The sequence below is a fragment of the Bacillus sp. iso_77 genome, from assembly GCF_056173625.1.
In genome coordinates this window covers 1,511,310-1,535,399 of sequence record NZ_CM149683.1, presented here as the reverse complement: position 1 = coordinate 1,535,399, position 24,090 = coordinate 1,511,310, and the positions used below count along the sequence as shown (strand labels likewise).

At 42.0% G+C, this 24,090-nt stretch carries 23 protein-coding genes and 2 pseudogenes; all 25 read right to left on the bottom strand.

The features are described 5' to 3' along the window. Window positions 1-98: 98 nt before the first annotated feature. The 25 genes and pseudogenes from dprA to sdaAA all read right to left on the bottom strand — a co-directional run bounded on the left by dprA (window position 99) and on the right by sdaAA (window position 24,073). A complete protein-coding gene (dprA, locus tag AC0VYC_RS07795) occupies window positions 99-1,001 on the bottom strand; it encodes a DNA-processing protein DprA (RefSeq protein WP_024720349.1) in 903 nt (300 codons plus the stop codon). 63 nt (window positions 1,002-1,064) lie between these two features. After that, window positions 1,065-1,967 carry a succinate--CoA ligase subunit alpha gene (gene sucD / locus AC0VYC_RS07790; RefSeq protein WP_007499624.1) on the bottom strand — a complete coding sequence of 301 codons (903 nt, stop codon included), beginning with the start codon at window positions 1,965-1,967 and terminating at the stop codon, window positions 1,065-1,067. A 22-nt stretch (window positions 1,968-1,989) separates the two neighbouring features. Beyond that, a complete protein-coding gene (gene sucC / locus AC0VYC_RS07785; protein WP_008344824.1) occupies window positions 1,990-3,150 on the bottom strand; it encodes an ADP-forming succinate--CoA ligase subunit beta in 1,161 nt (386 codons plus the stop codon). 176 nt (window positions 3,151-3,326) lie between these two features. Then, complete coding sequence (locus tag AC0VYC_RS07780; RefSeq protein WP_008344827.1) at window positions 3,327-3,602, bottom strand: FlhB-like flagellar biosynthesis protein; 276 nt, start codon at window positions 3,600-3,602, stop codon at window positions 3,327-3,329. After that, window positions 3,599-5,332, bottom strand: coding sequence for a glycosyltransferase (locus AC0VYC_RS07775; RefSeq protein ID WP_160757709.1), 1,734 nt, complete (start codon window positions 5,330-5,332; stop codon window positions 3,599-3,601). The genes AC0VYC_RS07780 and AC0VYC_RS07775 overlap by 4 nt, the downstream gene beginning before the upstream one ends. A 28-nt stretch (window positions 5,333-5,360) precedes the next feature. Beyond that, window positions 5,361-6,125 carry a ribonuclease HII gene (locus AC0VYC_RS07770; RefSeq protein WP_058337357.1) on the bottom strand — a complete coding sequence of 255 codons (765 nt, stop codon included), beginning with the start codon at window positions 6,123-6,125 and terminating at the stop codon, window positions 5,361-5,363. A 76-nt stretch (window positions 6,126-6,201) separates the two neighbouring features. Then, entirely contained in the window at window positions 6,202-7,050 is an 849-nt protein-coding gene (ylqF, locus tag AC0VYC_RS07765) for a ribosome biogenesis GTPase YlqF (RefSeq protein ID WP_007499632.1), read from the bottom strand. A gap of 90 nt (window positions 7,051-7,140) precedes the next feature. Beyond that, window positions 7,141-7,488: a 50S ribosomal protein L19 gene (gene rplS / locus AC0VYC_RS07760; protein ID WP_008344834.1), complete on the bottom strand. Its 348-nt coding sequence runs from the start codon at window positions 7,486-7,488 to the stop codon at window positions 7,141-7,143. Window positions 7,489-7,625: 137 nt separating this feature from the next. Next, a pseudogene (gene trmD, locus AC0VYC_RS07755) lies at window positions 7,626-8,359 on the bottom strand (tRNA (guanosine(37)-N1)-methyltransferase TrmD). Further along, complete coding sequence (gene rimM, locus AC0VYC_RS07750; RefSeq protein WP_007499637.1) at window positions 8,356-8,880, bottom strand: ribosome maturation factor RimM; 525 nt, start codon at window positions 8,878-8,880, stop codon at window positions 8,356-8,358. The pseudogene trmD and the gene rimM overlap by 4 nt, the downstream one beginning before the upstream one ends. 8 nt (window positions 8,881-8,888) lie before the next feature. Continuing rightward, window positions 8,889-9,275: a YlqD family protein gene (locus tag AC0VYC_RS07745; RefSeq protein WP_008344839.1), complete on the bottom strand. Its 387-nt coding sequence runs from the start codon at window positions 9,273-9,275 to the stop codon at window positions 8,889-8,891. 103 nt (window positions 9,276-9,378) lie between these two features. Continuing rightward, window positions 9,379-9,624, bottom strand: coding sequence for a KH domain-containing protein (locus AC0VYC_RS07740; protein WP_012009937.1), 246 nt, complete (start codon window positions 9,622-9,624; stop codon window positions 9,379-9,381). Continuing rightward, window positions 9,624-9,896 (bottom strand): 30S ribosomal protein S16, encoded by a 273-nt coding sequence (gene rpsP, locus AC0VYC_RS07735; RefSeq protein WP_003212139.1) that lies wholly within the window; start codon window positions 9,894-9,896, stop codon window positions 9,624-9,626. Before rpsP ends, AC0VYC_RS07740 begins: the two co-directional genes overlap by 1 nt. 105 nt (window positions 9,897-10,001) lie before the next feature. Continuing rightward, entirely contained in the window at window positions 10,002-11,345 is a 1,344-nt protein-coding gene (gene ffh / locus AC0VYC_RS07730) for a signal recognition particle protein (protein ID WP_008344842.1), read from the bottom strand. A gap of 13 nt (window positions 11,346-11,358) precedes the next feature. Beyond that, window positions 11,359-11,691, bottom strand: coding sequence for a putative DNA-binding protein (locus AC0VYC_RS07725; RefSeq protein ID WP_008344844.1), 333 nt, complete (start codon window positions 11,689-11,691; stop codon window positions 11,359-11,361). 141 nt (window positions 11,692-11,832) lie between these two features. Then, window positions 11,833-12,818: pseudogene (ftsY, locus tag AC0VYC_RS07720) on the bottom strand (signal recognition particle-docking protein FtsY). A 21-nt stretch (window positions 12,819-12,839) separates the two neighbouring features. Further along, a complete protein-coding gene (smc, locus tag AC0VYC_RS07715; protein ID WP_268373280.1) occupies window positions 12,840-16,400 on the bottom strand; it encodes a chromosome segregation protein SMC in 3,561 nt (1,186 codons plus the stop codon). Between the two features lie 105 nt (window positions 16,401-16,505). Then, window positions 16,506-17,249 (bottom strand): ribonuclease III, encoded by a 744-nt coding sequence (gene rnc, locus AC0VYC_RS07710; protein ID WP_017367233.1) that lies wholly within the window; start codon window positions 17,247-17,249, stop codon window positions 16,506-16,508. Between the two features lie 184 nt (window positions 17,250-17,433). After that, window positions 17,434-17,667 (bottom strand): acyl carrier protein, encoded by a 234-nt coding sequence (gene acpP, locus AC0VYC_RS07705; protein WP_003212028.1) that lies wholly within the window; start codon window positions 17,665-17,667, stop codon window positions 17,434-17,436. A gap of 81 nt (window positions 17,668-17,748) precedes the next feature. After that, on the bottom strand, window positions 17,749-18,492 hold the full coding sequence (gene fabG / locus AC0VYC_RS07700) for a 3-oxoacyl-[acyl-carrier-protein] reductase (RefSeq protein WP_008344855.1): 744 nt from the start codon (window positions 18,490-18,492) through the stop codon (window positions 17,749-17,751). Continuing rightward, a complete protein-coding gene (gene fabD / locus AC0VYC_RS07695) occupies window positions 18,492-19,436 on the bottom strand; it encodes an ACP S-malonyltransferase (RefSeq protein ID WP_045034254.1) in 945 nt (314 codons plus the stop codon). The genes fabG and fabD overlap by 1 nt, the downstream gene beginning before the upstream one ends. Window positions 19,437-19,451: 15 nt before the next feature. Continuing rightward, on the bottom strand, window positions 19,452-20,450 hold the full coding sequence (gene plsX / locus AC0VYC_RS07690; protein ID WP_017359101.1) for a phosphate acyltransferase PlsX: 999 nt from the start codon (window positions 20,448-20,450) through the stop codon (window positions 19,452-19,454). Between the two features lie 15 nt (window positions 20,451-20,465). Next, window positions 20,466-21,032, bottom strand: coding sequence for a transcription factor FapR (gene fapR, locus AC0VYC_RS07685; protein ID WP_008344859.1), 567 nt, complete (start codon window positions 21,030-21,032; stop codon window positions 20,466-20,468). Window positions 21,033-21,144: 112 nt separating this feature from the next. Beyond that, a complete protein-coding gene (recG, locus tag AC0VYC_RS07680; RefSeq protein WP_041507316.1) occupies window positions 21,145-23,193 on the bottom strand; it encodes an ATP-dependent DNA helicase RecG in 2,049 nt (682 codons plus the stop codon). Further along, on the bottom strand, window positions 23,171-24,073 hold the full coding sequence (gene sdaAA / locus AC0VYC_RS07675) for an L-serine ammonia-lyase, iron-sulfur-dependent, subunit alpha (protein ID WP_475390027.1): 903 nt from the start codon (window positions 24,071-24,073) through the stop codon (window positions 23,171-23,173). Before sdaAA ends, recG begins: the two co-directional genes overlap by 23 nt. Window positions 24,074-24,090: the final 17 nt, after the last annotated feature.

Sequence of the window (24,090 nt, the reverse complement as noted above, 5' to 3'; positions counted from 1 at the left end):
TCTTTATGATGAACATCATTATAAACACGAAAAACAAAGTGTAAACTTAAATCCTCACTATTATTAAATATTCCGATGTCTTTTGTCAAACGATATTTTTATGGGAGTTCAGTATATTGAACACCACTCAAGGAGAATTCCTCTAAAATATCCTTCGTTGAATGAACAAGCTTGGCACCTTGCTGAATCAGTCTAGCTGGACCTATAGAATTAGAATCAAAGATCGATCCTGCAACAGCAAACACTTCTTTTCCTTGCTCTAATGCCTGGTAGGCTGTAATAAGCGAACCGCTCTTTTCTTTGCACTGGACCACGATGGTTCCTCTTGTCAGGGCACTAATTAATCGGTTTCTCATTGGAAAATGCCATTTTTCTGGTTTGATATAAGGCGGATGCTCTGACAACAGTAAATGATGTTCTCCCATATATTGAGCCATTTGCACATGTTCTTTTGGATATACATGTTGAAAGCCGCCAGCTACAACACCAATCGTTTTTCCTTTTTTTCTTATGCACTCTTTGTGTGCAAGTCCATCAATTCCTTTTGCTAAACCACTCACAATCATCCAATCTTCCTCTACAAGTTCTCCAACAAGTTTCTTCACGCACGCTTCTCCATAAGAGGATGGCACTCGTGTACCTACTACACCTAAACTTTTTTCTTCATTTAAATAGGTAACGTTTCCTTTTAGGAATAATACTGGGGGAGGATCATAAATGTGTTTTAGTGAGCTGGGATATAAAGGTGATGTGATGGGAATCATGTGAATATTTTGCTTTAAATAGGCTTGAACGATGTGTTGAAAAATGGGGAATTCATTTTCTTCAGCTTGTTGTAAGCGGGTAAAGTCGATCTTTTGTAATGATCGATCCTGTTTGAAATGATGTGTTTCTTCATTTATATATAGCTCAGGATCGACTTTCCACCATTTTGTTAACAAAGAGGGTGAGATGAGGCCTTTTAAGCGGTGAAAAATCATTCTTTCGGACACGTTGTACATACCATTCCTCCAGTTTAAGATAGAAAGAAGAAGACTTGTCAAAGAACAAGTCTTCTTGTGTCATTAATGCGTTTTACAAGCTTCGAAGAGATTCTTCTCTTTTAACACTTTAATTAAGGTTTCTCCCATGACAGATGGTGTCTCTGCCACTTCAATTCCACATTCACGCATTGTTTTTACTTTTTCATCAGCAGTTCCTTTACCACCAGAAATAATGGCACCAGCATGTCCCATACGTTTTCCTGGAGGCGCTGTTTTACCGCCAATAAAGCCAACAACCGGCTTGGTCATATTTGCTTTTACCCATTCAGCTGCTTCTTCTTCAGCAGTACCACCGATTTCACCAATCATGATCACAGCATGCGTTTCAGGATCTTCATTGAAGGCTTTTAATACATCAATAAAGTTCGTGCCATTGACAGGGTCTCCGCCAATTCCTACAGCTGTTGATTGACCAACACCAGCCTCCGAAAGTTGATGTACCGCTTCATATGTAAGCGTTCCAGAACGAGACACAACACCAACATGACCTTTTTTATGAATGTAGCCAGGCATGATGCCAATTTTACATTCTTCAGGTGTAATCACGCCAGGACAGTTCGGTCCAACAAGTCTTGTCTTCTTACCTTCCATATAGCGTTTCACTTTAACCATATCCAGAACTGGAATGTGTTCTGTGATACAAATCACTAGATCCACTTCTGCATCAACAGCCTCTAAAATGGCGTCTGCTGCAAATGGTGCTGGTACATAGATAACAGAAGCATTTGCTCCAGTTGTCTGTACTGCTTCAGATACAGTATTAAATACAGGAACTCCCTCTACTTCAGTTCCACCTTTTCCAGGTGTGACACCGCCAACGATATTTGTTCCATACTCAATCATTTGTTTTGTATGGAATAATGCGGTTGAACCGGTAATCCCCTGAACAATTACTCTCGTATTTTTATTAATAAATACACTCATTTAGGTTCCCTGCCTTTCTGCTCTACTTGACTAAAGATACGATCTTTTCTGCCCCGTCAGCCATAGACTCAGCAGAAGTGATATTTAAGCCTGAATCACTCAGGATTTTCTTCCCTAATTCAACGTTTGTTCCTTCAAGACGTACAACGAGTGGTAATGTTAAGCCGACTTGTTTCGTCGCTTCAACAACACCTTCTGCGATGACATCACATTTCATGATGCCGCCAAAAATGTTCACGAAAATCCCTTTGACATTTTGATCAGATAAGATGATTTTAAATGCTTCCGTTACTTTTTCAGCAGTTGCACCGCCGCCAACATCAAGGAAGTTTGCAGGGTCCCCGCCGTAATGCTTGATGATATCCATTGTAGACATCGCAAGGCCTGCTCCATTCACCATACAGCCAATATTCCCATCTAGAGAAATGTAGCTTAGGTCATATTTAGATGCTTCAATCTCTTTTGGATCTTCTTCATCAAGGTCACGGTATTCTAATATATCTTTTTGTCTATATAAGGCATTGCTATCAAAGTTTAATTTTGCGTCAAGTGCCATGACTTTTCCATCACCTGTTACAACAAGAGGATTTATCTCGGCAATCGAACAATCCTTTTCAATAAACGCATTGTAAAGGCTTGTCATAAACTTAACAGCTTGACCAACTAATTTTGTTGGAATATTAATTTTAAACGCAACTTCTCTCGCCTGATAGGCTTGGAGACCAATCGCTGGGTCGATGACCACTTTCACGATTTTTTCTGGCGTTTTTTCTGCTACTTCTTCAATTTCAGTACCGCCTTCTTCAGAAGCCATCAAAACAATTCTTGATGTCGCTCTATCCAAAACGAGTCCTACATAGTACTCTTTTTGAATATCGCAGCCTTCTTCAATAAGTAAGCGTTTTATTTCGCGCCCTTCAGGCCCTGTTTGATGTGTGACAAGTGTCTTGCCGAGCAATTCCTCTGCAAACCCTTTCACTTCATCTTTTGTTTTTGCAATTTTTACCCCACCTGCTTTACCACGGCCGCCTGCATGAATCTGTGCTTTTACGACATATACAGAGCTTCCTAGCTCTTCTGATGCTTTCACTGCTTCATCAGGTGTAAATGCTACTTTACCATTTGGAACTGAAACCCCATATTTTCTTAGGATTTCTTTTCCTTGGTACTCATGGATATTCATTTCCCATCCTCCCAACATATGTAGAAACAAAAATTATAAAATAGACTGCGCTTTCATTTTAAAGAATAAAAAAGAGAATGTCTAGGGTTCTATGTAAAATCGTAAAATCCTTCTAAACATTCAAACTTTTATTTTATTAAAAATATAAATTTTTCAGTCAAAACACTTATTTTACCTTATTTTTTCATTTTTTGATCCAACCGATAGATAAATGAAAATATTTCTGCTACAGTATCGTATAACGCTTCTGGGATTTCCTCATCGAGCGTTAAGTGGCGCATCAGTTCTACTAAATTACGGTCTTCTTGGATAGGGACGCCAGCTTTTTGGGCTTCTTCAATAATATGATCAGCCACATAGCCGCTGCCTGTTGCAACGACTTTTGGCGCTTTTTGTTTTTCTTCATCATAGTGTAGAGCGACCGCTCTTCTAAGCGGTTTTGAATCTTTCATACTCGTAAGTCCAGCCCTTTCTCGCTGATTTTATGAAAGTGTTCATCTAGAAAGTCAGACGGATCAATTGGCTCTTCTCTCTTTTTCGCTGTAATCCCCGTTAAACTATACCCTAGGGCATTTAAATTCTCTCGAACAGCTGGAATCATTGGATTAATGGTCCCTTGAAGTTCGTGAGCCGTCTCGACTGTAATTGACATCACTTTTTGCTGAATCGTACAGTCTATTAACGTTTCTTCTAAGTTCTCCATGTTTAAATAAAACATTAAACGGCACTGAGAAATATCAATAGAGCCATCTTTTTTCTTATGCCCTTTTAGAATAAAGGTTAAATCTTGAACACTATGTTTTGAGAAAAGAGGGTAAGAAACCATCATTTGACTAACTGTTTGGTTTTCCTGATGCACTAGTAACTGCCCATTTAATCTATGGAATAATTGATCCATTTCTTTTTTTACGGGTTCCGGAACATCAGCTTGCCTTGCATCATTTAAAACCATCTTTAATTGGTGAAGCTCTTGGCTTTTGACATCTTGGCTGCCCTTTTCCAGTAATTTCAGCATCCCAATTTCATCTCGTACACCTATCGCTTTTTTCATCGTCATCAGTAAATCGAGTACATCGGTTTTATTGCTTAATGCTGGTTCAGTCTGCTGAATGACCTTTGCCAATGCGTTCGCCTCTGTTTTTGAAAGAAACGGAAATTCCTTTTGAAGCACGGCTGCCTTTGCGTCAGCCTGTGGCCCTGCCTGCTGGACTGCTTGAACCAGTGATGTGAGTTGTTTTACATCAAGCTGCTGCTGTCCGTCTGTGCCTTGCTTTGTGATGCTTGTCAGAATGCGTTCTATTTGCTGAAGCGGGAGCTGTTTTGGACTTAATAATTGCTGCACGCTGTTCTGATTCACTGTATCCACCTGTCGCCCTTGTATAGCGGCGGGCTGGCTCTGCTTTGTTTGCTGAGCCGGATTGACATGAGGCTGCACCTGCTGCAAGCTTTCTCCTTGCTTCGTTTGACCTTCTTTTGCTCCTAGAAGCACCGATAAGAGCTTTTCTGCATGAACAGTTGTCTCAGCATTTACAACCGTACGAACGGCCTGTGTAAGAGCCTGTGTGGCTTCTGATTGCTTCGGAAGCTGTGTTAATCGATCTAGCAGTGCTGTCACATCCTGATGAAGTGTAGAGGGGGATTTCATCGCTAATATTGATTGGAGTACTCCTTGTTGAATCGGCAAATCTTTCTTTAAAGCAAAAAGAAGTGCTTGCAGGCCTTTTTTGATATCCGCACCTTGAAGTTGTTCAATCCATTTTACTGCCGTTTTTAACTCTGCTTCGTTGATGACCGGTTTTTCTTTTAAAAAGGCTGTAGCTGTTAACATTTGTTCAAGTCCATTTTTAAGCGACAGACCTTCTAGTAGTTTAGCTGCGGCATCCTTTAATGTTTTAGGATCTTGGTCAAATTGCTGAACAGGTCTTAATTTACTCAGACTGCCTCCACCTTCTTGTTCTAATTGGAACCAGTAGAAAGAATCGGCTTTTAGCTGAGCCGCTAGCTGCGCTTTGATTTTGGTCGAACCTATTTGAACAAGTGCTGTATCATCCCCAAGCATTTTCAGTACTTTGCCGAGAATGAGCCGGTGAATATTTTCCTTTCCTTCCGTGTTAAGCGGAACAGATTCTGCTGTATTCAGCCGACTATTCAGTGCAGTATGTATATCTTCAACTCTTGTCATCACAGGCAGCCTCCTTGTGTCAAAATATTTATGAAATAACAGATTTCACTGGTGCAAATGATAACCGGTGGATAGGTGTGGCGCCATGTGTTTGAATGGCAGCCAGGTGCTCTTTCGTTCCATACCCTTTATGTTTTTCAAATTGATACTCAGGGTACTGGCGTCCATACTCTTCCATCATTTTGTCCCTTGTCACTTTGGCAATACATGCACCAGCTGCGATGGATGCGCTTTTAGCATCTCCTTTGATGATATTCTCCTGTTGAGTAGGAAGCGGGAGCGTCATCGCATCTATGAGTAGATAATCAGGTGTGTGAGTGAGCTGCTTTACAGCCTTCACCATCGCCAGTCTTGATGCTTCGTATATATTTATTTCGTCAATCGTTGCCGCATCAACAATGCCGATGCCGATGTCGAGTGCTTCCTTTTGAATGAGCTCATAATAGGTCATTCTTTTTTTCTCAGATAGCTGTTTTGAATCATTTAAACCGAGTAGGACGGTATCTTCTTTTAATATCACAGCTGCCGCAACAACTGGGCCAGCAAGTGGTCCTCTTCCTGCTTCATCTATGCCTGCAATACAATTGTATCCTTGCGCTCTTGCTTTGGTTTCAAATTGCAGCATTTGCTTCCATGCTGCACGTAGTTCTTGCTGCTTTTCTCTCTCTTTGTTCCATTTGTCCATCAGCTTATGGACACTTTTTCTTGTATCGTCTTTCAATAGTTCACGAATGTATGACTCGTCGTCAGCATGTTGTTCTATTAATTCTTTTATTTGTTTGACCGTGTACATTGGCTTTTCCGCAGCCTCCTTCTTTATATCGGCAGTTTTTCGCAAAAAATAAAGACCCGCATGAGCTGCGTGTCTTTTAGCTTTCAGGCTTCTCAAAAGTGAGGGGACCAAATTTTTCCGTTCGAATATCCCGAATAATGATTTCGGTCGTTTTGTCGTAATTAATGAATCCTCCACTCATCAGACAGCCGCGTTTTGTGCCAATGGCATCAAACAGCTCAACTGTATCTTCAGGTATTTCTGCTAAATCATAGCGTTTTTTTAACCGCTCTGGATAGTGCTCTTCTAAAAAGCGGAGCGCATACACTGCGACATCCTGCAAGTTGATGATAGAGTCTTTAATCGCTCCAGTGACGGCCAGCCTAAGACCTACTTGTTCATCTTCAAATTTCGGCCAGAGAATTCCGGGGGTATCGAGCAGTTCAAGTTCTTTTCCTACCTTCACCCATTGCTGTGACGTCGTAATACCAGGTCGATCTCCTGTTTTCGCAATATTTTTCTTTGCCAACCGATTGATCAGCGTTGATTTGCCGACATTGGGAATTCCAATAATCAAAGCTCGAATGGCACGCGGCTTAACACCTTTTGCTTTCATTCGATCGAACTTTTCTTTTAAGATTTCTTTTGATGTCGTAATGATTTGATTTAACCCTTGTCCATCGACAGAATTAATGGCAAGTGACCGTACACCTTGCGCTTCAAAGTGTGCCTGCCACTCTTTTGTCATACGAGGATCTGCTTTATCTGCTTTGTTCAAAAGCATAATTTTCGGTTTGTTTTGGAGGATTTCTTCAATCATTGGGTTTCTAGAGGACATCGGAATTCTTGCATCGGTTAATTCAAATACGATGTCGATGAGCTTTAGTTTTTCTGTGACTTCCCGTCTTGCTTTTGCCATATGGCCTGGAAACCATTGAATTGTCATATGTGCACCTTCTCTCTTCTAACGGTTGTCTCTATACATTGTACAAAAAAAGAGCCTGTTACAGGTAACAAGCTCTTTCTTTTGATATCATTATCGTCTGATTTCTTTGATACGAGCCGCTTTACCGCGAAGTTCACGTAGGTAGTAAAGTTTCGCACGACGTACCTTACCGTGACGTACAACTTCGATCTTAGCGATTTTTGGTGTGTGTACAGGGAATGTACGCTCAACGCCTACACCGTAAGAGATCTTACGAACTGTGAAAGTTTCGCTGATTCCACCACCACGACGCTTAATTACAACACCTTCAAAGATCTGGATACGCTCACGAGTACCCTCGACAACTTTCACGTGTACACGTAAAGTGTCACCAGGACGGAACGCAGGAAGATCAGTGCGTAATTGTTCTTTTGTGATTTCTTCAATCAATTGTTGCATCGTTTTCAACTCCTTCCAACAGATGCTCATGTCCTCTTTCTTCATTGCAGCGGAACATCGTTTTCAAACTTGAATCGGCAAGCCGTCCAAGTCACAAGTAGTATCATACCACACCTGTATACCTTGTGCAATACAATCTAGTCATTATGAAGCTGCCAAAGCCATCTTTTTTCTTCATCCGTTAATGTTTTGCAAGAATCGATCAAATCTGGCCGTCTTGTATAGGTTCGCTTCAACGATTCTTTACGCCGCCACTCTTCAATTTTGGCATGATTTCCAGAGAGAAGCACATCTGGTACTTTCAATCCTTTATAATCAGCTGGTCTTGTATAGTGCGGATGCTCAAGCAGACCTGTACTAAATGAATCTTCGATATGAGACGCTTCTTTTCCAAGCACATGAGGCAAAAGCCTGACCACACTGTCTGCAATCATCATCGCCGGCAGCTCTCCGCCTGTGAGAACGAAATCTCCGATTGAGATTTCATCTGTGACAAGATGCTCCCTGATGCGCTCATCGTAGCCTTCATAGTGGCCGCAAATGAACATAAGATGCTCTTCTTTTGCAAGCTCTTCTGCTTTCTTTTGTGTATATCTTTCTCCTTGAGGACAGACAAGAATAATGCGGGGCTTCTTGTTTGCTTTTTTCGTTAAATCTTCTACCGCATCAAATACAGGCTGTGCTTTCAGAACCATGCCAGCACCGCCGCCATACGGATAGTCATCCACTGTTTTATGTTTATGATCGGAATACTCCCTAAAATTCACGACATCAAATGAGACCGCATCTTTTTCCTGAGCTTTTTTTAGATCGATGAGTGAAGCACTCCTTCAAACATTTCAGGAAACAGTGTTAAAAAGTCAATTTTCATTCGTCAATGAGTCCTTCCATCACTTCAATGTGTACTTTCTTGGATGAAATATCAACTGTTTTGACGACAGATGGAATATAAGGGATGAGGGCATCTTTTTTGCCTTTTCTTCCAACCACCCATACATCATTTGCCCCTGGCGTTAAAATCTCTTTGATTTGACCAATCAGTTTGTCCTCTTCATCATATACTTCACAGCCGATGATTTCGTGGAAATAGAATTCCCCTTCATCTAATGAACCAAGATGTTCTTTTTCTACTTTTAAAATCGACTCTTTTAATTGCTCAGCTTCATTTAACGAGCCGACTTCTTCAAATGTCAGTAAATCAAATTGTTTGTGCTGTCTATGTGATGCGACAGTCACTTTTAGCGGTTCTTTTTGATTTTGTTTGAAAATATAAAGGACGCTGCCTTTTTTGTAGCGTTCTTCTGGGAAATCAGTCTTTGACACAACACGTACTTCTCCGCGCACTCCATGTGTATTGACGATCTTTCCGACATTCAACCATTCTAGCTCCATGTTCTCAATCACCCCTGACGTATTTCCACAATGGTGCCGTCTTTCACGACGATGACATTGTCTTGCATTTTGTCATCCCATTTATCACCTATTTTTACTTCAATCAGCGCATCCACTTCTGTTTCTTTCATTTCACTGCCAAGAGGCAAGATATGCAGCTGCTCGACTTGAAAATCAATTTGCCTCATTTTCTCTTGTCTTTTTTCAATGGCTTTTTGAAATTGAGGGATGGCTTCTTGCTGATGTGGTTCTTTTTCATGCTTTTTGAGTTGAAAATATAGTTGATTGCACTCACGTTCTAGTCTTTCTTTTTTCTCCAAAAAAGTCGTTAACAGTTTGTCCTTACTGCTTTCAGTTAATACTTGCATGACGGTGACATGTTGAATGATCTGCATCTTCCTTTTTGTCCCCCTATCCGAAGGCATTTGTCCTCTACAGTATAACGAAAAATAGATTTAAACGTGTAAAAAAAGGGGAGGTCCTAAGCCCTCTCCCTTTTTAGTCAGCAATCTCAAGTTGAACTTTCTTAGAAGACTCTGCACTTGCTGCAAACATGACTGTTCGTATCGCTTTAGCTGTACGTCCCTGCTTTCCGATCACTTTTCCGGTATCTTCAGCATTGACAGACAGTGTGTAAATGACCTGCTCATCTTTTTCTAATGAAGATACGTGAATATCTTCAGGGAAATCAACAAGTGGCTCGACGATGGACACAATCAATTCTTCCAAGGACAGCTCATTCATTATTTGCTGTTTTTCGCATTATGAAATTTTTCAAGAATTCCTTGGCTTGAGAAAAGGTTACGAACTGTATCAGATGGTTTCGCACCATTTTGAAGCCATTTAAGCGCTAATTCTTCGTTGATTTTCACCTCAGCTGGTGATAACACTGGATTGTATGTTCCAACTGTTTCGATGAAACGACCGTCACGTGGTGAACGAGAATCTGCTACAACAATACGATAGAAAGGAGATCTTTTTGATCCCATACGTTTTAAACGAATTTTTACTGCCATTTTACTAGCACCTCCGAAAATATTTCAACAAGATAGTATATTAACAATGATAAAAGGGTTTGTAAAGTGTTTTTTCTTAACAACAGTTTTATCATGTATAACCAATTACATAAATGGTAATTTAAAGCCGCCTTTTTTCTTTCCTTTGGACATATTGGTCATTTGCTTCATCATCTTTTTCATTTCGTCAAATTGTTTTAAAAGGCGATTGACTTCCTGTACAGATGTTCCGCTTCCTTTTGCAATCCGTTTTCTTCGGCTTGCATTGATGACCTCTGGCTGTTCTTTTTCTTCGGTCGTCATTGATTTAATGATCGCTTCGATGTGATTGAGCTGCTTTTCGTCTACTTGGACGTTTTTGAGCCCTTTCATTTTACCGGCTCCCGGCATCATTTGGATCAGTTCATCAAGTGGACCCATGTTGCGAACCTGCCCAAGCTGCTCGAGGAAATCATCGAGCGTGAAGCTCATTGTCCGCATTTTTTGTTCAAGCTCTTTCGCTTTATCTTGGTCAACGTTTGCTTGTGCTTTTTCAATAAGTGTGAGCACATCTCCCATGCCAAGAATTCTCGATGCCATCCGCTCTGGATGGAATGGTTCAATTGCATCAAGCTTTTCACCTAGTGCGGCGAATTTAATCGGCGTATTTGTGACTGCACGAATTGACAATGCTGCCCCGCCTCGCGTATCACCGTCTAGTTTTGTCAGAACGACACCTGTTAAACCAAGCTGTTCATTAAAGCTTTTTGCGACATTGACAGCATCTTGACCAGTCATCGAGTCAACAACGAGGAAAATCTCTTCTGGATTTGCGACTTCTTTTACTTTCTGAAGTTCATCCATTAAGTCTTCATCAATATGAAGACGTCCTGCTGTATCTAAAATGACATAATCATGATGTTCTTCTTTCGCTTTTTCAATTGCCTGTTTGGCAATTTCGACTGGACTGACTTGATCACCTAATGAGAATACGGGCATATCAAGCTGTTTCCCAAGCGTTTGAAGCTGCTGGATCGCTGCTGGTCTGTAAATATCAGCGGCCACCATCATCGGCTTGCGATTATGTTTTTTGCGAAGTAAGTTGGCAAGCTTTCCAGTTGTAGTCGTTTTACCTGCCCCTTGAAGACCAACCATCATAATGACAGTTGGAGATTTTTTCGCTACAGCGATTTTACTCTCTTCCCCGCCCATTAATTCAGTGAGTTCTTCTTTTACAACTTTAATGACCTGTTGTCCTGGGGTAAGACTTTGCATGACCTCTTGTCCAACTGCCCGCTCGCTTACTTTTTTCACAAAGTCTTTGACTACTTTAAAATTGACGTCAGCTTCAAGAAGGGCAAGGCGTACCTCGCGCATCATTTCTTTTACATCTTGCTCTGACACTTTTCCTTTGCCGCGGATTTTTGAAATCGTCTGCTGCAGTCGGTCGGCTAATCCTTCAAATGCCATACTGTGCCGCCTCCTAATCTAATTTCTCAAGCGATTCAATTAAAGCTTCTGCTTCTTCCTTTTGCGCGGAATCTGCTACAAGCTCTCTCATTTTTGTGAGAAGTTCTTTACGCTCTTTAAATTTCTTAAACAAGAGCAGCTTTTCTTCATATTGTTCAAGCATCGCTTCAGTCCGTTTAATATTATCATAAACAGCCTGTCTTGATACTTCATATTCATCCGCAATTTCACCGAGGGAAAAATCGTCTAGGTAGTAAAGCGACATGTAGCTCTTTTGTTTTGCGGTCAACAACGATTGATAGAAATCAAACAAGTAGTTCATTCTCGTTGTCTTTTCAAGCGTCATGGGCTCTCTCCCCTTTGTTAAGTTCATTCCCTTTACAACAACTAAGTTTACACGGTTCTGATCTATGTGTCAAGTTTTTATCTTGTCACTTCCTGCGGCGATATTTAAATAAAAAAGCCGGCAGTTTTGCCGGCATTTTTATTAGTCTTCTTGATCAATCATGTCTGAGAATAATCCGTACACATACGATTCAGCATCGAACTCTTGCAATCGTCTACTTTTTCACCTAATCCGACAAGTTTTACAGGGATGTTGAGCTCATTGCGAATGGCAAGAACAATCCCGCCTTTTGCAGTACCGTCAAGCTTTGTTAAAGCGATACCTGTCACGTTTGTCGCTTTAGAAAATTCCTTCGCTTGCGCCATCGCATTTTGACCCGTTGTCGCATCAAGGGCAAGCAGTACTTCGTGCGGTGCATCGGGCACTTCGCGTTCAATGACTCTCTTGACCTTCTCTAGCTCTTTCATCAAGTTGACTTTGTTTTGCAGTCTGCCTGCTGTATCACAGATCAAGACATCTGCTTTTTTGGCTTTAGCTGATTGAACGGCATCATAGATGACCGCTGCCGGGTCAGAGCCTGCTGTTTGTTTAACGACAGGAACACCAGAGCGCTCGCCCCATACTTCAAGCTGCTCAATCGCCCCCGCACGGAACGTATCTCCTGCTGCTAAAATGACGGATTTCCCTTCATTTTTTAGCTTGTTTGCCAGCTTACCAATGGTTGTGGTTTTACCAACACCGTTCACGCCTACGAATAAAATAATATTTAAACGGCCGTCTTCAATGTTCAGTTCAGAGATTTGTTCCTCACCGCTATTGTAAATCTCCACGAGTTTTTCAGAGATGACTGCTTGTACTTCACTTGGGTCTTGAATGTTTCTTAATTTCACTTCTTTTTTCAGCTCATCAATCAGTTCCATCACAGTCGTGAAACCAACATCCGCACCGATTAACACTTCTTCTAGTTCTTCAAAAAAGTCTTCATCCACTTTACGATAGCGAGAAATGAGTTCATTTACTTTTCCCTGAAACGAATTTCTCGTTTTTTCAAGTCCATCTTTAAACTTTTCTGATACTGAATCGGTTTGCTGCGTAAATTTTTCTTTTAATTTCTTAAAAAAGCTCATGGGTTCAAAAACCTCCTTTAATTACTGGACAAGCTCTTTCGTTTCCTCTAGTTTGACAGATACCAGTTTTGAGACACCTGACTCCTGCATCGTGACACCGTACAGAACATCTGCTTCCTCCATGGTTCCTTTTCGGTGTGTAATCACAATGAACTGTGTTTCTTGGCTGTATTTCTTTAAATACTGGGCAAAGCGGAACACATTCGCTTCATCAAGTGCCGCTTCTACCTCATCTAGCACACAGAATGGAACTGGTCTCACTTTTAAGATCGAGAATAATAAAGCGATGGCTGTTAATGCTCTTTCTCCGCCTGAAAGCAGGCTTAGATTTTGCAGCTTTTTCCCCGGCGGCTGCGCCACAATATCGACACCTGAGTTTAGTAAATCGTTTGGATCTGTCAACTTAAGGTCTGCTCTTCCTCCGCCAAATAATGCTTGGAAAACAGATTCAAAATGCCCGCGGATTTGAGAGAATGTCTCAGAGAAACGTTTCGTCATCTCCTGATCCATTTCTTCAATGACTTGGAATAACGTATTTTTCGCTTCTGTCAGATCATTGCGCTGTTCAGTTAAGAAGAGAAAACGTTCATTCACACGTTCATACTCGTCAATGCTGCCTAAGTTCACTGTTCCAAGCTCTTCAATGGCTAGTTTGATCAATTTCACGCGTTTTCTTGCTTCATCCGGCGATAGCGTCAGATGATACATTTCTTTTGCTCCTTCAAACGAAAGGGCATACTCTTCGTTTAAATAGGCGATGAGGTTATCAAGTTCAACTTCCATGCGGCCAAGCTTGATTTCTTCATCTTTTAAGCTTGTCGTGAGCTGTTTATACAGGCGTTTTTGCTCTTTCAGTTCACGTTCAGCGAATTCTAATGTTTCAGAAAGAGCAAGGCGCTGTTTGCGTCGCTCTGAGATAAGCGCTGTCGTTTTGTTTTTATGTTCCAGTTTCTCTTTTGCCGCTTCTTCCAGTTGTTCGGCGCCGTTTGAGCTGGATGACATTTCACTTGTTAAGAGGGACAAATCTTCTTTTGTTTCCGTCAGCGTCTTTTCAGCCTCTTCTAATTCAGCCGTTAAGCTCGACAGTTTTTCTTGTTCATTTGCTAAAGACTGCTCTTTTTTGGCAAGCGAGATTTTCAGCTCTGTTAACTCGGAAGAAATGGTTTCTTTCGTTGAGCTTTGGGTCTGCTTCCGTTTTGTTAACGTGTTGATCTCTTCGTCAAGAGAGGTCAGTTTCTCACCTATAGATGTTTCAAGGGCTGCCTGCTCTTTATCCTTGCTCGCAAGTTCGCTAGAGCGCTGCTGCAACTCTTCTTTTTCTTGATCATAGAGCTCTAGATGAGCGTTAATATTTTTTTCAGCTACTTGCAGTTCATATAATGTCCCTTTTAACTCTTGCTGCTTTTCTCGAAGCATTTCGCCGCGCTGACGCAATTCATTTAATTGGACTTCGCTTTCGGCAATCGATTGCTTCGTTTCTTTTGTTTCTTTTTCAAGGATCGTTGTTTTTTCTTCCATTTCAACGAGCTGCTTTGTTAATGTTTCAATCTCTCGGTTTCTGGACAGGAGGGAATTGTTCTTTTTCTTTACGCCTCCCCCAGTCATTGAACCGCCTGGGTTCACCACGTCCCCATCAAGGGTCACGATACGATAACGATGTCCTAGCATTTTCGCTAGCTCATTGGCACCTTTTAAGTCTTTCACGATTAGGACTGTTCCAAGCAAATTCCGAATGACTTTTTCATACTTTTCGTCAAAGGAAACGAGCTGACTCGCTACGCCGATAAATGCGTCATGCTGCTCAGCTGTTTGAATATCTCTGAACTGAATGGTTCGTTCTTTGATGACGTTCATCGGCAGGAAGGTCGCACGCCCAAAGGAATGCTGCTTTAAGTATCCAATGGCCTGTCTGGCAGCCGCTTCATTTTCAGTAATGACATGCTGCGTGGCTGCGCCAAGTGCAATTTCAATCGCTGTTTCATGTTGCTGCTCTGTTTGAATCAGCTCTGCAATCGCCCCGTGAATACCGCCTAACCGGTCCTTTGCCTTTAAAACCTCTTTCACTCCTTGGAAAAATCCTGAGAAGTCTTCCTGCATGGATTCAAGCATTTCTTTTTTAGATTTTGCCTGCTGTACATATTGATAGGCTTGGTAAAGTGCCGTTTCTTTTTTCTCGTATTGACGTTTCATCTGCTCTAGCTTTTGTTCCGCTTCTCTAAAGCGTTTCACCTGAGCCAAAATGTCTTCTTCTCGTTCTGAAAGTTGCTTCTCGGCTTCTGTTTTCTTTTCCTTCACAGATACCCGTTCTTCGATATGTTTCTGATTATTTTGCGTTAACCGCTCTAGCTGCAAGGCTGCTTGGCGCTGCTGTTCTTCTAGTAATTTACGTTCGTTTCGGATAGAAGCTTGCTCGTTTAATAGGTCAAAATAATCGCTTTTCAGCTGTTCAATTTGCCCTTCCACATCTTCACTATGAAGAGACAGCTGATGCTGTTTTGTTTTCACTTCATCTTTTAGCTGCTGCACTTCTGTTTGCAGGCTGTCACGTGTGACTTTCTGCTGTTCAATCTTTTCCGTTAACAACGCCTGTTTTTCGGTTAAACGCACGAGCGTGTCTTCTAGCTGCCCTTGGTTAGCGGCCGCATTTTTTTTCCGTTCTTTTAGAACTTCTTTTTTCCCTTCAAGTTTTTCTAGTTCTTCACTTGTGAAAAGGAGGACTTCTTGAAGGTCATGAATCGAATCGTCAAGTGCCTGAATACGGTCTCTCGATTCTTCGATTTTGGCTTCCTTCGCTTGAATGTCTGTGGACTGCTTCATTTCATCTTGTTTGAACCGCTCGACAGCTTCACCAAGTGTTGTCCATTTTTTGTGCAGTGCTTCAATATCATGGACGGTGAGAGCAATTTCTACATTTTCAAGTTCTTCTTTCTTTTGCAGATAGTCTTTTGCAATAGATGCCTGCATTCTTAGTGGTTCTACTTGATCTTCTAGTTCATGCAGAATATCTTCTACCCGGTTTAAGTTGTCCTGCGTTTCAAACAGTTTATTCTCGGCTTTTTTCTTTCTTGTTTTATATTTCAGGACACCAGCTGCTTCTTCAAAGATGCTGCGTCTTTCTTCAGCTTTACTCGATAGAATCTCTTCTACCTTACCTTGGCTGATGATCGAAAAAGCTTCTTTTCCAAGACCTGAATCCATGAAAAGATCAATAATATCCTTTAAGCGGACAGATTGATTGTTAATGAGAAATTCACTTTCTCCAGAACGATAGACTCTTCTTGTCACACTGACTTCGTGAAAATCGATCGGCAAAAAGTGATCTTCGTTATCGAGCGTTAATGTCACTTCTGCTAAGTTGACTCGTTTTCTTGAGTCACTTCCTGCAAAAATGATGTCTTCCATTTTTCCTCCGCGGAGGCTTTTTGCTGATTGCTCTCCAAGTACCCAGCGGATCGCATCAGTAATATTACTTTTGCCGCTTCCGTTTGGTCCAACAACAGCTGTAACCCCTTTGACAAAGTCTACAGTCACCCGCTGTGCGAAAGATTTGAATCCTATCACGTCTAAACGTTTGAGGAACATGAGAGTGATCCTCCTTATGTATTTAAAGTACTATTATCTTACCATATGAACTGAAAAAAGATGATGGAAAACAGAGTGAAATCCCCCTGAATCACGAGGGGGATTTTATTGGTTCATATGATGTTTCTGTAATTTAGCAAGTGCTTCCTGTGCAGCATGCTGTTCCGCTTCTTTTTTTGAACGGCCATTTCCAATTCCGAGCACTTCTCCTCTAAGGGATACATTGGCTTCAAATTCCCGGTTATGTGCTGGGCCTTTTTCATGCAGGATTCGGTATTCAAGTACACCTTTTCCATCTCGCTGAACAAATTCTTGAAGCTGGCTTTTAAAGTCCATAACATGTGAGAATGCCCCGTCATTAATTTTCGGGTACACATAGGCTTCTAGGAATCGTTCAACAGGCTCAAGTCCTTGATCTAAATAAAGCGCTCCGATAAACGCCTCAAATACGTCTGCTAAGAGTGCCGGACGCTTTCTGCCGCCTGTCATTTCTTCCCCTTTTCCTAAAAGAACAAGGTCTCCGAAGGACAGCTCATGTGCTAATGACACAAGTGATGGCTCACATACGATCGCCGCTCTCAATTTTGTTAAATCTCCCTCGCTCATGGCTGGATACTTTGCAAATAAGAACTGTGAGATCGTCAATTCTAAAACAGCGTCCCCTAAAAATTCAAGTCTTTCATTATCCTCATAAGGTTTTTTCCGATGCTCATTCACATAAGAGGAATGTGTAAAGGCTTGATAGAGTAGTTTTTCATTTTTAAAGTGTACAGAAATGCGCTGCTGAAATTCTCTGAATTGCTCTAGTTTTTTGCTCTGTTTCTGTTTGTCTTTATAGTGTTTTGGCATAGCAACCTCCAGGTAGGCGTCATCGCCTTTAAGGATACTGATTATATGGAGTCTCTCTTTCTACATGCAAGGAAACCGTGCTCCTTAGCATCTGAAAAAGGCTGACAATTGATCAGCTGAATATGTTGAAACTAACATAAATTTTCAAAGTCCCGCCATGAAAATAGACGGGACTTTGTTACGCTTATTGCTGGCTATTTATGTAGTTCACAGCGTCACCGACTGTTGCAATTTTTTCAGCATCTTCGTCAGAAATTTCCATATCGAACTCATCTTCAAGTTCCATAACTAGCTCAACTACATCAAGGGAATCAGCGCCTAAATCTTCTTTAAATGAAGCTTCCATTTTCACGTCAGCCTCATCAACGCCAAGGCGGTCTACAATAATTTTTGATACACGCTCTAATACGTCTGCCATTGCCTTTCACCTCCCCTCAAAGTATTATAGTTGATTCGTTTTTAAAAAACTAGAGAAAACGTAACGAAATTTTGATATTTCTTAGGACATAACCATTCCGCCATCCACTTGGATGGTTTGGCCTGTAATATAACCTGCTCCTTCTGAAGCTAAAAAGACAACAACGTTGCTTATATCTTCAGGCGCACCAAAGCGTGCGAGCGGGATTTGCTTAAGCATTTCTGTTTGAACATTCTCATCAAGCTTGTCAGTCATATCAGTAGAAATAAAGCCTGGTGCTACGGCATTGACTGTAATATGACGGCTGGCCAGCTCTTTCGCTGTTGTTTTCGTTAAACCGATCACACCAGCTTTTGCTGCAACGTAGTTTGCTTGTCCAGGGTTTCCGCAAACGCCGACAACAGATGCTACATTGATGATTCTTCCGCTGCGCTGTTTCATCATTTGACGTGTCACAGCTTTTGTACAGTTGAAGACACCTTTTAAGTTTATGTTAATGACATCATCCCATTCATTTTCTTTCATTCTCATGAGCAGGTTGTCCTTTGTAATTCCAGCATTATTCACAAGAATGTCGATTGAACCAAATGTATCAACGGCTTGTTTCATTAATGCCTGTACTTCTTCTGCATTTGACACATCCGCTTTGACAGCAAAAGCCTGCTGGCCAAGTGCTTTGATCTCATCTACGACTTCATTTGCTTTTGCTTCGTTGCCTGAATAGTTCACCACAACATTGGCACCTTTTTTCGCCAAATCGATCGCAATCGAACGACCAATACCGCGAGATGCACCTGTGACAACGGCTGTTTTATTTGTAAGCATCAAGAATCCCCCTTGAGTGTTTGAATGGCTGCTTCAATTGTTGCTTGATCTGATACGGAAATGGTCGTCAGGCGGCGATTGACTTTTTTCACAAGACCTGAGAGCACTTTACCAGGACCAATTTCAATAAATGTTGTCACGCCTAAGTCAATCAGGCGTTCTACACTTTCTTCAAATCGAACAGGAGAATACAATTGTTCAATCAGCTTCGTTTCAATTTCATTACGTGATGTCACGATGTCTGCTGTTACGTTTGAAATCACTGGCGTCGCGGCATCAGAAATGTCTAATTTAGATAATACATCTGTGAATTTTTCAGCTGCTGGTTTCATTAATGCAGAATGGAAAGGTCCACTCACTTCAAGTGGAATTGCACGTTTTGCGCCCTTTTCTTTCGCTTTCTCTGATGCAAGTTCCACACCTTTTGCTGTACCAGAGATGACGATTTGGCCCGGACAGTTTAAGTTCGCAAGTTCTACAAGATGACCGCTTTCTGTCACTTCTTTTGTCACTTCTACAAGCGCTGCTTGGTCTAAGCCAAGAATCGCCGCCATTGCGCCTTCTCCTGCTGGAACGGCTTCATTCATTAATTCGCCGCGCTTTCTCACTGCGTAAACGGCATCTTTAAACGAAAGAGCTCCCGCTGCAACAAGGGCTGTATATTCACCCAGGCTGTGCCCTGCTGCATAATCTGCTTTGATTCCGCTCTCTTCAAACTTCTTTAAGATCGCGATGCTTGTCGTTAAAAGAGCTGGCTGTGCATTATATGTCAGCGTCAGTTCTTCTGCATCTCCTTCAAAAATCATTGAAGATAAATCAAAACCAAGGGTCTGATCTGCTTCTTCAAACACAGCTTTAGATGCTGCTTCTTGGTCAAATAAATCTTTTCCCATGCCAATTTTTTGAGAGCCTTGGCCTGGGAATAAAAAAGCAATTTTACTCATGCTGCTCTACCTCCATTACGACTCATTCGTGTCTTCTTTTTGAACTTCTTGATGAATGATAGCTGAAACGTCTTTTTTAACGATGTCGCGCGCCTGACGAATGGCATGAAAAATCGCATTTTCATCAGAGGAACCATGCGCTTTAATAACGGGCGCTTTTAAACCAAATAATGCGGCACCACCATATTCGGAGTAATCCATTTTAGATTTCATCTGCATTAATTTTGGCTTCATCATACCTGCTGCTATTTTAGCAGTGAAACTGGATGTTAAGGTTTCTTTCAGCATTTTAAAAACAGAAAGGGCTGTGCCTTCGATCGTTTTAAGGGCGATATTCCCAGTGAAACCATCTGTGACAACGACATCAGCTACACCCTCTAATAAGTCACGCGATTCTACATTTCCTACGAAATTCAAATCTGATGCTTTTAATAATTCAAAGGTTTTTTTCGTTAAATCGTTGCCTTTTTTATCTTCTGTCCCGACATTTAAAAGTCCAACGCGTGGATTGCTCTTCGGGAAGACATGCTCTGCGTAAATAGATCCCATCATGGCATATTGCACAAGATGCTCTGGCTTTGCATCAACGTTTGCGCCGACATCCAACAATAAGAACCCGCTGCCATCAAGTGTTGGCAACGTCGGAGCAAGTGCTGGTCTGTCAATGCCATCAATTCTGCCTACGATAAACAGGCCTGCTGTCATGAGAGCCCCAGTATTTCCAGCTGAAATACAGGCATCTGCTCTTCCTTCTGAAACTTCCTGCGCCATTTTCACCATAGAAGAATCCTTTTTACGTCTCACTGCACGCACTGGCTCATCCGTTGGTTCAATGACTTCTTTTGCATCTAAGATCGTGATGCGTTCATGATTTGTTATGTATGATTTGATCTTGCTTTCATCGCCGACTAGTGTAATCTCGATATCTGAAAATGCTTCTAAGCTTTTTTGCACACCGTCAATAATGGCTTTAGGGGCATGATCTCCCCCCATTGCATCGACTGCAATTCTCATGTTATGTGCCACCTTTTACTTTTGTTTTGAGCGATACATGACGAAATCGCCTGAGAAGACAACTTCCTCACCTACATAGCTGTTTACTTCAACTACCGTTCTGCCTTTTTCTTTATCATGTGAGGCAACTTTGGCTTTTGAGACGACTCTTTCGCCTTGTTTGACCTGCCTTGTAAACTTAATATTTGCTTTTGCTGTCAAAGCCAGTTCATCGTCGATGACGGCTACTGCCAGCGAATTTGCCTGGGCAAAAAGATGATGTCCCCTGGCAATTTGGTTACGGCTGAATACATGCTCTTTTCTTACTTCAAAAATGGAAATCGCTTGATCATCAAGCTCTACATCAATCATTTCTCCAATGACTTCATCCAGCGGAAGAGACTTCACTTCATCCTCTAATGTCTTTTCGGCCACGTGCTTAATTCGTTCGCGTAATTCAGGGATTGACAGCTCCAAACGGTCAAGACGAACTGTTTGAATGCTTACACCGAACTTACTTGCCAATTCTTCATCAGTAATGAACGGAGTCGAGCTGATCGTTTGCTGGAGAAGCCTTTGTCGTTCTTTTTTATTTAGTTTCATATGCAGACACCATCCGTACATTTATGACTAGGTACTAATAGTAGTATATAATCTCATAGATGATAAATCAATCCTTGTTTCAAAAAGACAAGAAAATTCCTCCAGCACTTGATCAGCTCAATTTATCTCCGCCAAGCACACCGCTGTCTACGAGTGTTTGCCTAAGTTCTTTGTATTCAGGGTCTGTCCAAAAGGCTTCAGACTGCACGAGCTCTGCCGCATCTTTTCTAGCGGTTTCAAGCGCTCTATAGTCATGAACCATATCTGCCACTTTAAATTCAGGCATTCCGCTTTGTTTCTTGCCAAAGAAGTCGCCAGGGCCTCTTAGTTCTAAGTCCTTTTCAGACAGTTCAAAGCCATCTGTTGTTTCAGACATGATCCGCATGCGCTCTTTACCGGTCTCTGATTTAGGGTCCGCCATTAAAATACAAAAAGATTGATGCTCTCCGCGTCCGACCCGGCCTCTTAACTGATGAAGCTGTGACAGTCCAAAACGGTCCGCATCATAAATGACCATGATGGTCGCATTTGGCACGTTGACTCCAACTTCAACAACTGTCGTTGACACAAGGATTTGCACTTCATTGGAAGTGAAATCTCTCATCACTTGATCTTTTTCATCACTTGCAAGTTTCCCGTGCATTAAGCCGATCGACCATTTTCCGCGATACGCCTCTGTCAGCATGCTGTGAACATCAATCGCATTTTGGACATCCAGTTTGTCTGATTCTTCTATAAGTGGACAAATAATATACGCTTGTCTGCCTTTTCTCAGCTCTTTATCAACAAAAGCAAGAATCCGCTCAAGCATGTCATGCTTCACCCAATACGTTTCAATCTGCTTTCGGCCAGCTGGCAGCTCATCAATGACAGAGACGTCCATTTCTCCAAATACTGTGATGGCAAGCGTTCTTGGAATCGGCGTTGCGGTCATAAACAAAACATCTGGGTCCTGCCCTTTGCTTCGCAGTTTTTTCCGCTGTTCCACGCCGAACCTGTGCTGTTCATCTGTAATAACAAGACCAAGCTGCTGAAATTCCACTTCGTCCTGGATAAGGGCATGCGTGCCGACTAAAATATCAATATCTCCCTCTTTCAGACGTTCAAGCAGTTCTCTGCGGCGCTTTCCTTTCACTGAACTCGTCAAAAGAGCAATATTTAGCCCCCATTTTTCAAATAGCTGATACAGTGAATCGGCATGCTGTTCAGCCAAAATTTCAGTTGGCACCATCAGCGCACCTTGAAAGCCGGATAAATGAGCGGCATAAAGGGCAATTGCCGCTACAGCTGTTTTCCCCGATCCAACATCCCCTTGAAGAAGCCGGTTCATTCGGTACGGGGATGCCATATCTGACATAATTTCATCCAGCACTCTTGATTGTGCTTTTGTCAGCGGGAACGGCAGGCTATGAACAAACTCAAAGACCGCCTCTTTTGAGAACGGATGCTGGATGCCTGATGTTTTTTCTCGTTCTTTTTTTCTGATCGCCTGCATCTTCAGCTGAAAGATGAGAAATTCCTCGTACACGAAGCGTCGTCTTGCTTGCTTGAGCGAGTCTCTCGTTTCAGGGAGATGAATGGTTTTTAGTGCTTCTTGATAAGACATGAGTTTATAAGCAGCTACAAGCTGCTTTGGCAGTGGATCTTCTGCATGATCTACATAGAGTGACAACGCTTGTTTCACAAAACGCCTCATCATTTTCACGGTTACATTTTCTTTGACCGAATAAACAGGTTCTATACTGCCATCTTGTTCGTGTGTTCCTTTTTTAAATTCCTGAACCATAATGGATTGCCGGTTTTTATCCCACTTCCCTGTGACGGATACCGTATCGCCTAAAACAAGACTTCGTTTTAAATAAGGGCGATTGAAGCATATGGCTGTAATCAAAAAACGACCGACAAGCAGCCTGAATGTCAGCCTGCTTCGTTTTTTTCCATAATAGGTGAGAACGGGCTCACTGTGCACTTTTCCTTCAACTGTGACACGTTCGTCATGCCTGACTTCTTCTAAGTTGCGAAGCTCATAGTCGTCATATCGATAAGGAAAGTAGCCGAGTAAATCGGCTACTGTGTAGATTCCAAGTTCATTTAGGGTTTTTTCTGTTTCTTCTCCAATCCCTTTCAAGGCAGAGATCTTATCTTGCAATTTCTGTATCACGAGATGAGGTCACACCTCCGAAAATCTTCTTTTCAAGCTCTTTTGCTGTCGGTGTTGCAGCAAGTCCGCCTTGTGCAGTCTCACGAAGAGCGGTTGGCATCGTTTGACCAATTTTGTACATCGCATCAATGACTTCATCACAAGGGATGCGGCTTGTAATGCCGGCAAGTGCCATATCTGCTGCAATCATCGCATTAGAAGCGCCCATTGCGTTTCGTTTCACACATGGCACTTCCACAAGTCCTGCGACTGGATCGCAAACAAGACCTAGCATATTTTTTAGGGTGATGGCCATGGCTTCAGCGGATTGCTGTGGCGTACCGCCTGCCATTTCTACAATGGCTGCTGCTGCCATACCTGATGCAGATCCTACTTCTGCCTGACAGCCGCCTGCTGCACCAGAGATACTTGCGTTATTGGCGACAACAAAACCAAATGCACCAGATGTAAATAGGAATCTGACCATTTGTTCCTTTGTTGGCTTTAATGTTTCTTTCACCGCAAAGAGCGTTCCTGGCACAACACCTGCTGAGCCAGCTGTAGGCGTTGCACAGATCGTTCCCATTGCTGCGTTCACTTCATTTGTTGCCACTGCCTTACTGACAGCATCTAAAATGGTATGACCAGACAATGTTTTGCCTGATGCGATATATGCTTGAAGTTTCACCGCATCCCCGCCTGTTAAACCAGATAATGATTTCACACCTTTCAGTCCGTTTTCAACGGCCTGTTCCATCACTTCTAGGTTGCGGTACATCTGCGAGAAAATGTCTTCACGTGACTTCCCTGTCACTTCCATTTCTTGAGTAATCATAATTTCTGAAATGGAGGTATTCCGTTCTTCTGTTAGCTGCACGAGTTCTTTGACGTTTTTAAACATCATACATAACCTCCTTG

Excerpts from the sequence above, each read along its gene's own strand:
- rplS (WP_008344834.1), bottom strand. The coding sequence starts at position 7,488 with ATGCAACAATTGATTGAAGAAATCACAAAAGAACAATTACGCACTGAT.
- ffh (WP_008344842.1), bottom strand. The coding sequence starts at position 11,345 with ATGGCATTTGAAGGATTAGCCGACCGACTGCAGCAGACGATTTCAAAA.
- AC0VYC_RS07780 (WP_008344827.1), bottom strand. The coding sequence starts at position 3,602 with ATGAAAGATTCAAAACCGCTTAGAAGAGCGGTCGCTCTACACTATGAT.
- sucD (WP_007499624.1), bottom strand. The coding sequence starts at position 1,967 with ATGAGTGTATTTATTAATAAAAATACGAGAGTAATTGTTCAGGGGATT.
- AC0VYC_RS07770 (WP_058337357.1), bottom strand. The coding sequence starts at position 6,125 with ATGTACACGGTCAAACAAATAAAAGAATTAATAGAACAACATGCTGAC.
- rpsP (WP_003212139.1), bottom strand. The coding sequence starts at position 9,896 with ATGGCAGTAAAAATTCGTTTAAAACGTATGGGATCAAAAAGATCTCCT.
- fabD (WP_045034254.1), bottom strand. The coding sequence starts at position 19,436 with ATGAGTAAAATTGCTTTTTTATTCCCAGGCCAAGGCTCTCAAAAAATT.
- acpP (WP_003212028.1), bottom strand. The coding sequence starts at position 17,667 with ATGGCAGACGTATTAGAGCGTGTATCAAAAATTATTGTAGACCGCCTT.
- ylqF (WP_007499632.1), bottom strand. The coding sequence starts at position 7,050 with ATGACAATTCAATGGTTTCCAGGCCATATGGCAAAAGCAAGACGGGAA.
- sucC (WP_008344824.1), bottom strand. The coding sequence starts at position 3,150 with ATGAATATCCATGAGTACCAAGGAAAAGAAATCCTAAGAAAATATGGG.
- fapR (WP_008344859.1), bottom strand. The coding sequence starts at position 21,032 with ATGAAACTAAATAAAAAAGAACGACAAAGGCTTCTCCAGCAAACGATC.
- AC0VYC_RS07745 (WP_008344839.1), bottom strand. The coding sequence starts at position 9,275 with ATGCAGATCATTCAACATGTCACCGTCATGCAAGTATTAACTGAAAGC.
- fabG (WP_008344855.1), bottom strand. The coding sequence starts at position 18,492 with ATGCTTACAAATAAAACAGCCGTTGTCACAGGTGCATCTCGCGGTATT.
- AC0VYC_RS07725 (WP_008344844.1), bottom strand. The coding sequence starts at position 11,691 with ATGACGCTTGAAAAGACAACGAGAATGAACTACTTGTTTGATTTCTAT.
- dprA (WP_024720349.1), bottom strand. The coding sequence starts at position 1,001 with ATGTACAACGTGTCCGAAAGAATGATTTTTCACCGCTTAAAAGGCCTC.
- rimM (WP_007499637.1), bottom strand. The coding sequence starts at position 8,880 with ATGGAGCTAGAATGGTTGAATGTCGGAAAGATCGTCAATACACATGGA.
- plsX (WP_017359101.1), bottom strand. The coding sequence starts at position 20,450 with ATGAGAATTGCAGTCGATGCAATGGGGGGAGATCATGCCCCTAAAGCC.
- sdaAA (WP_475390027.1), bottom strand. The coding sequence starts at position 24,073 with ATGTTTAAAAACGTCAAAGAACTCGTGCAGCTAACAGAAGAACGGAAT.
- AC0VYC_RS07740 (WP_012009937.1), bottom strand. The coding sequence starts at position 9,624 with ATGAATGAGCTGTCCTTGGAAGAATTGATTGTGTCCATCGTCGAGCCA.
- smc (WP_268373280.1), bottom strand. The coding sequence starts at position 16,400 with ATGTTCCTCAAACGTTTAGACGTGATAGGATTCAAATCTTTCGCACAG.
- rnc (WP_017367233.1), bottom strand. The coding sequence starts at position 17,249 with ATGCCAAAACACTATAAAGACAAACAGAAACAGAGCAAAAAACTAGAG.
- AC0VYC_RS07775 (WP_160757709.1), bottom strand. The coding sequence starts at position 5,332 with ATGACAAGAGTTGAAGATATACATACTGCACTGAATAGTCGGCTGAAT.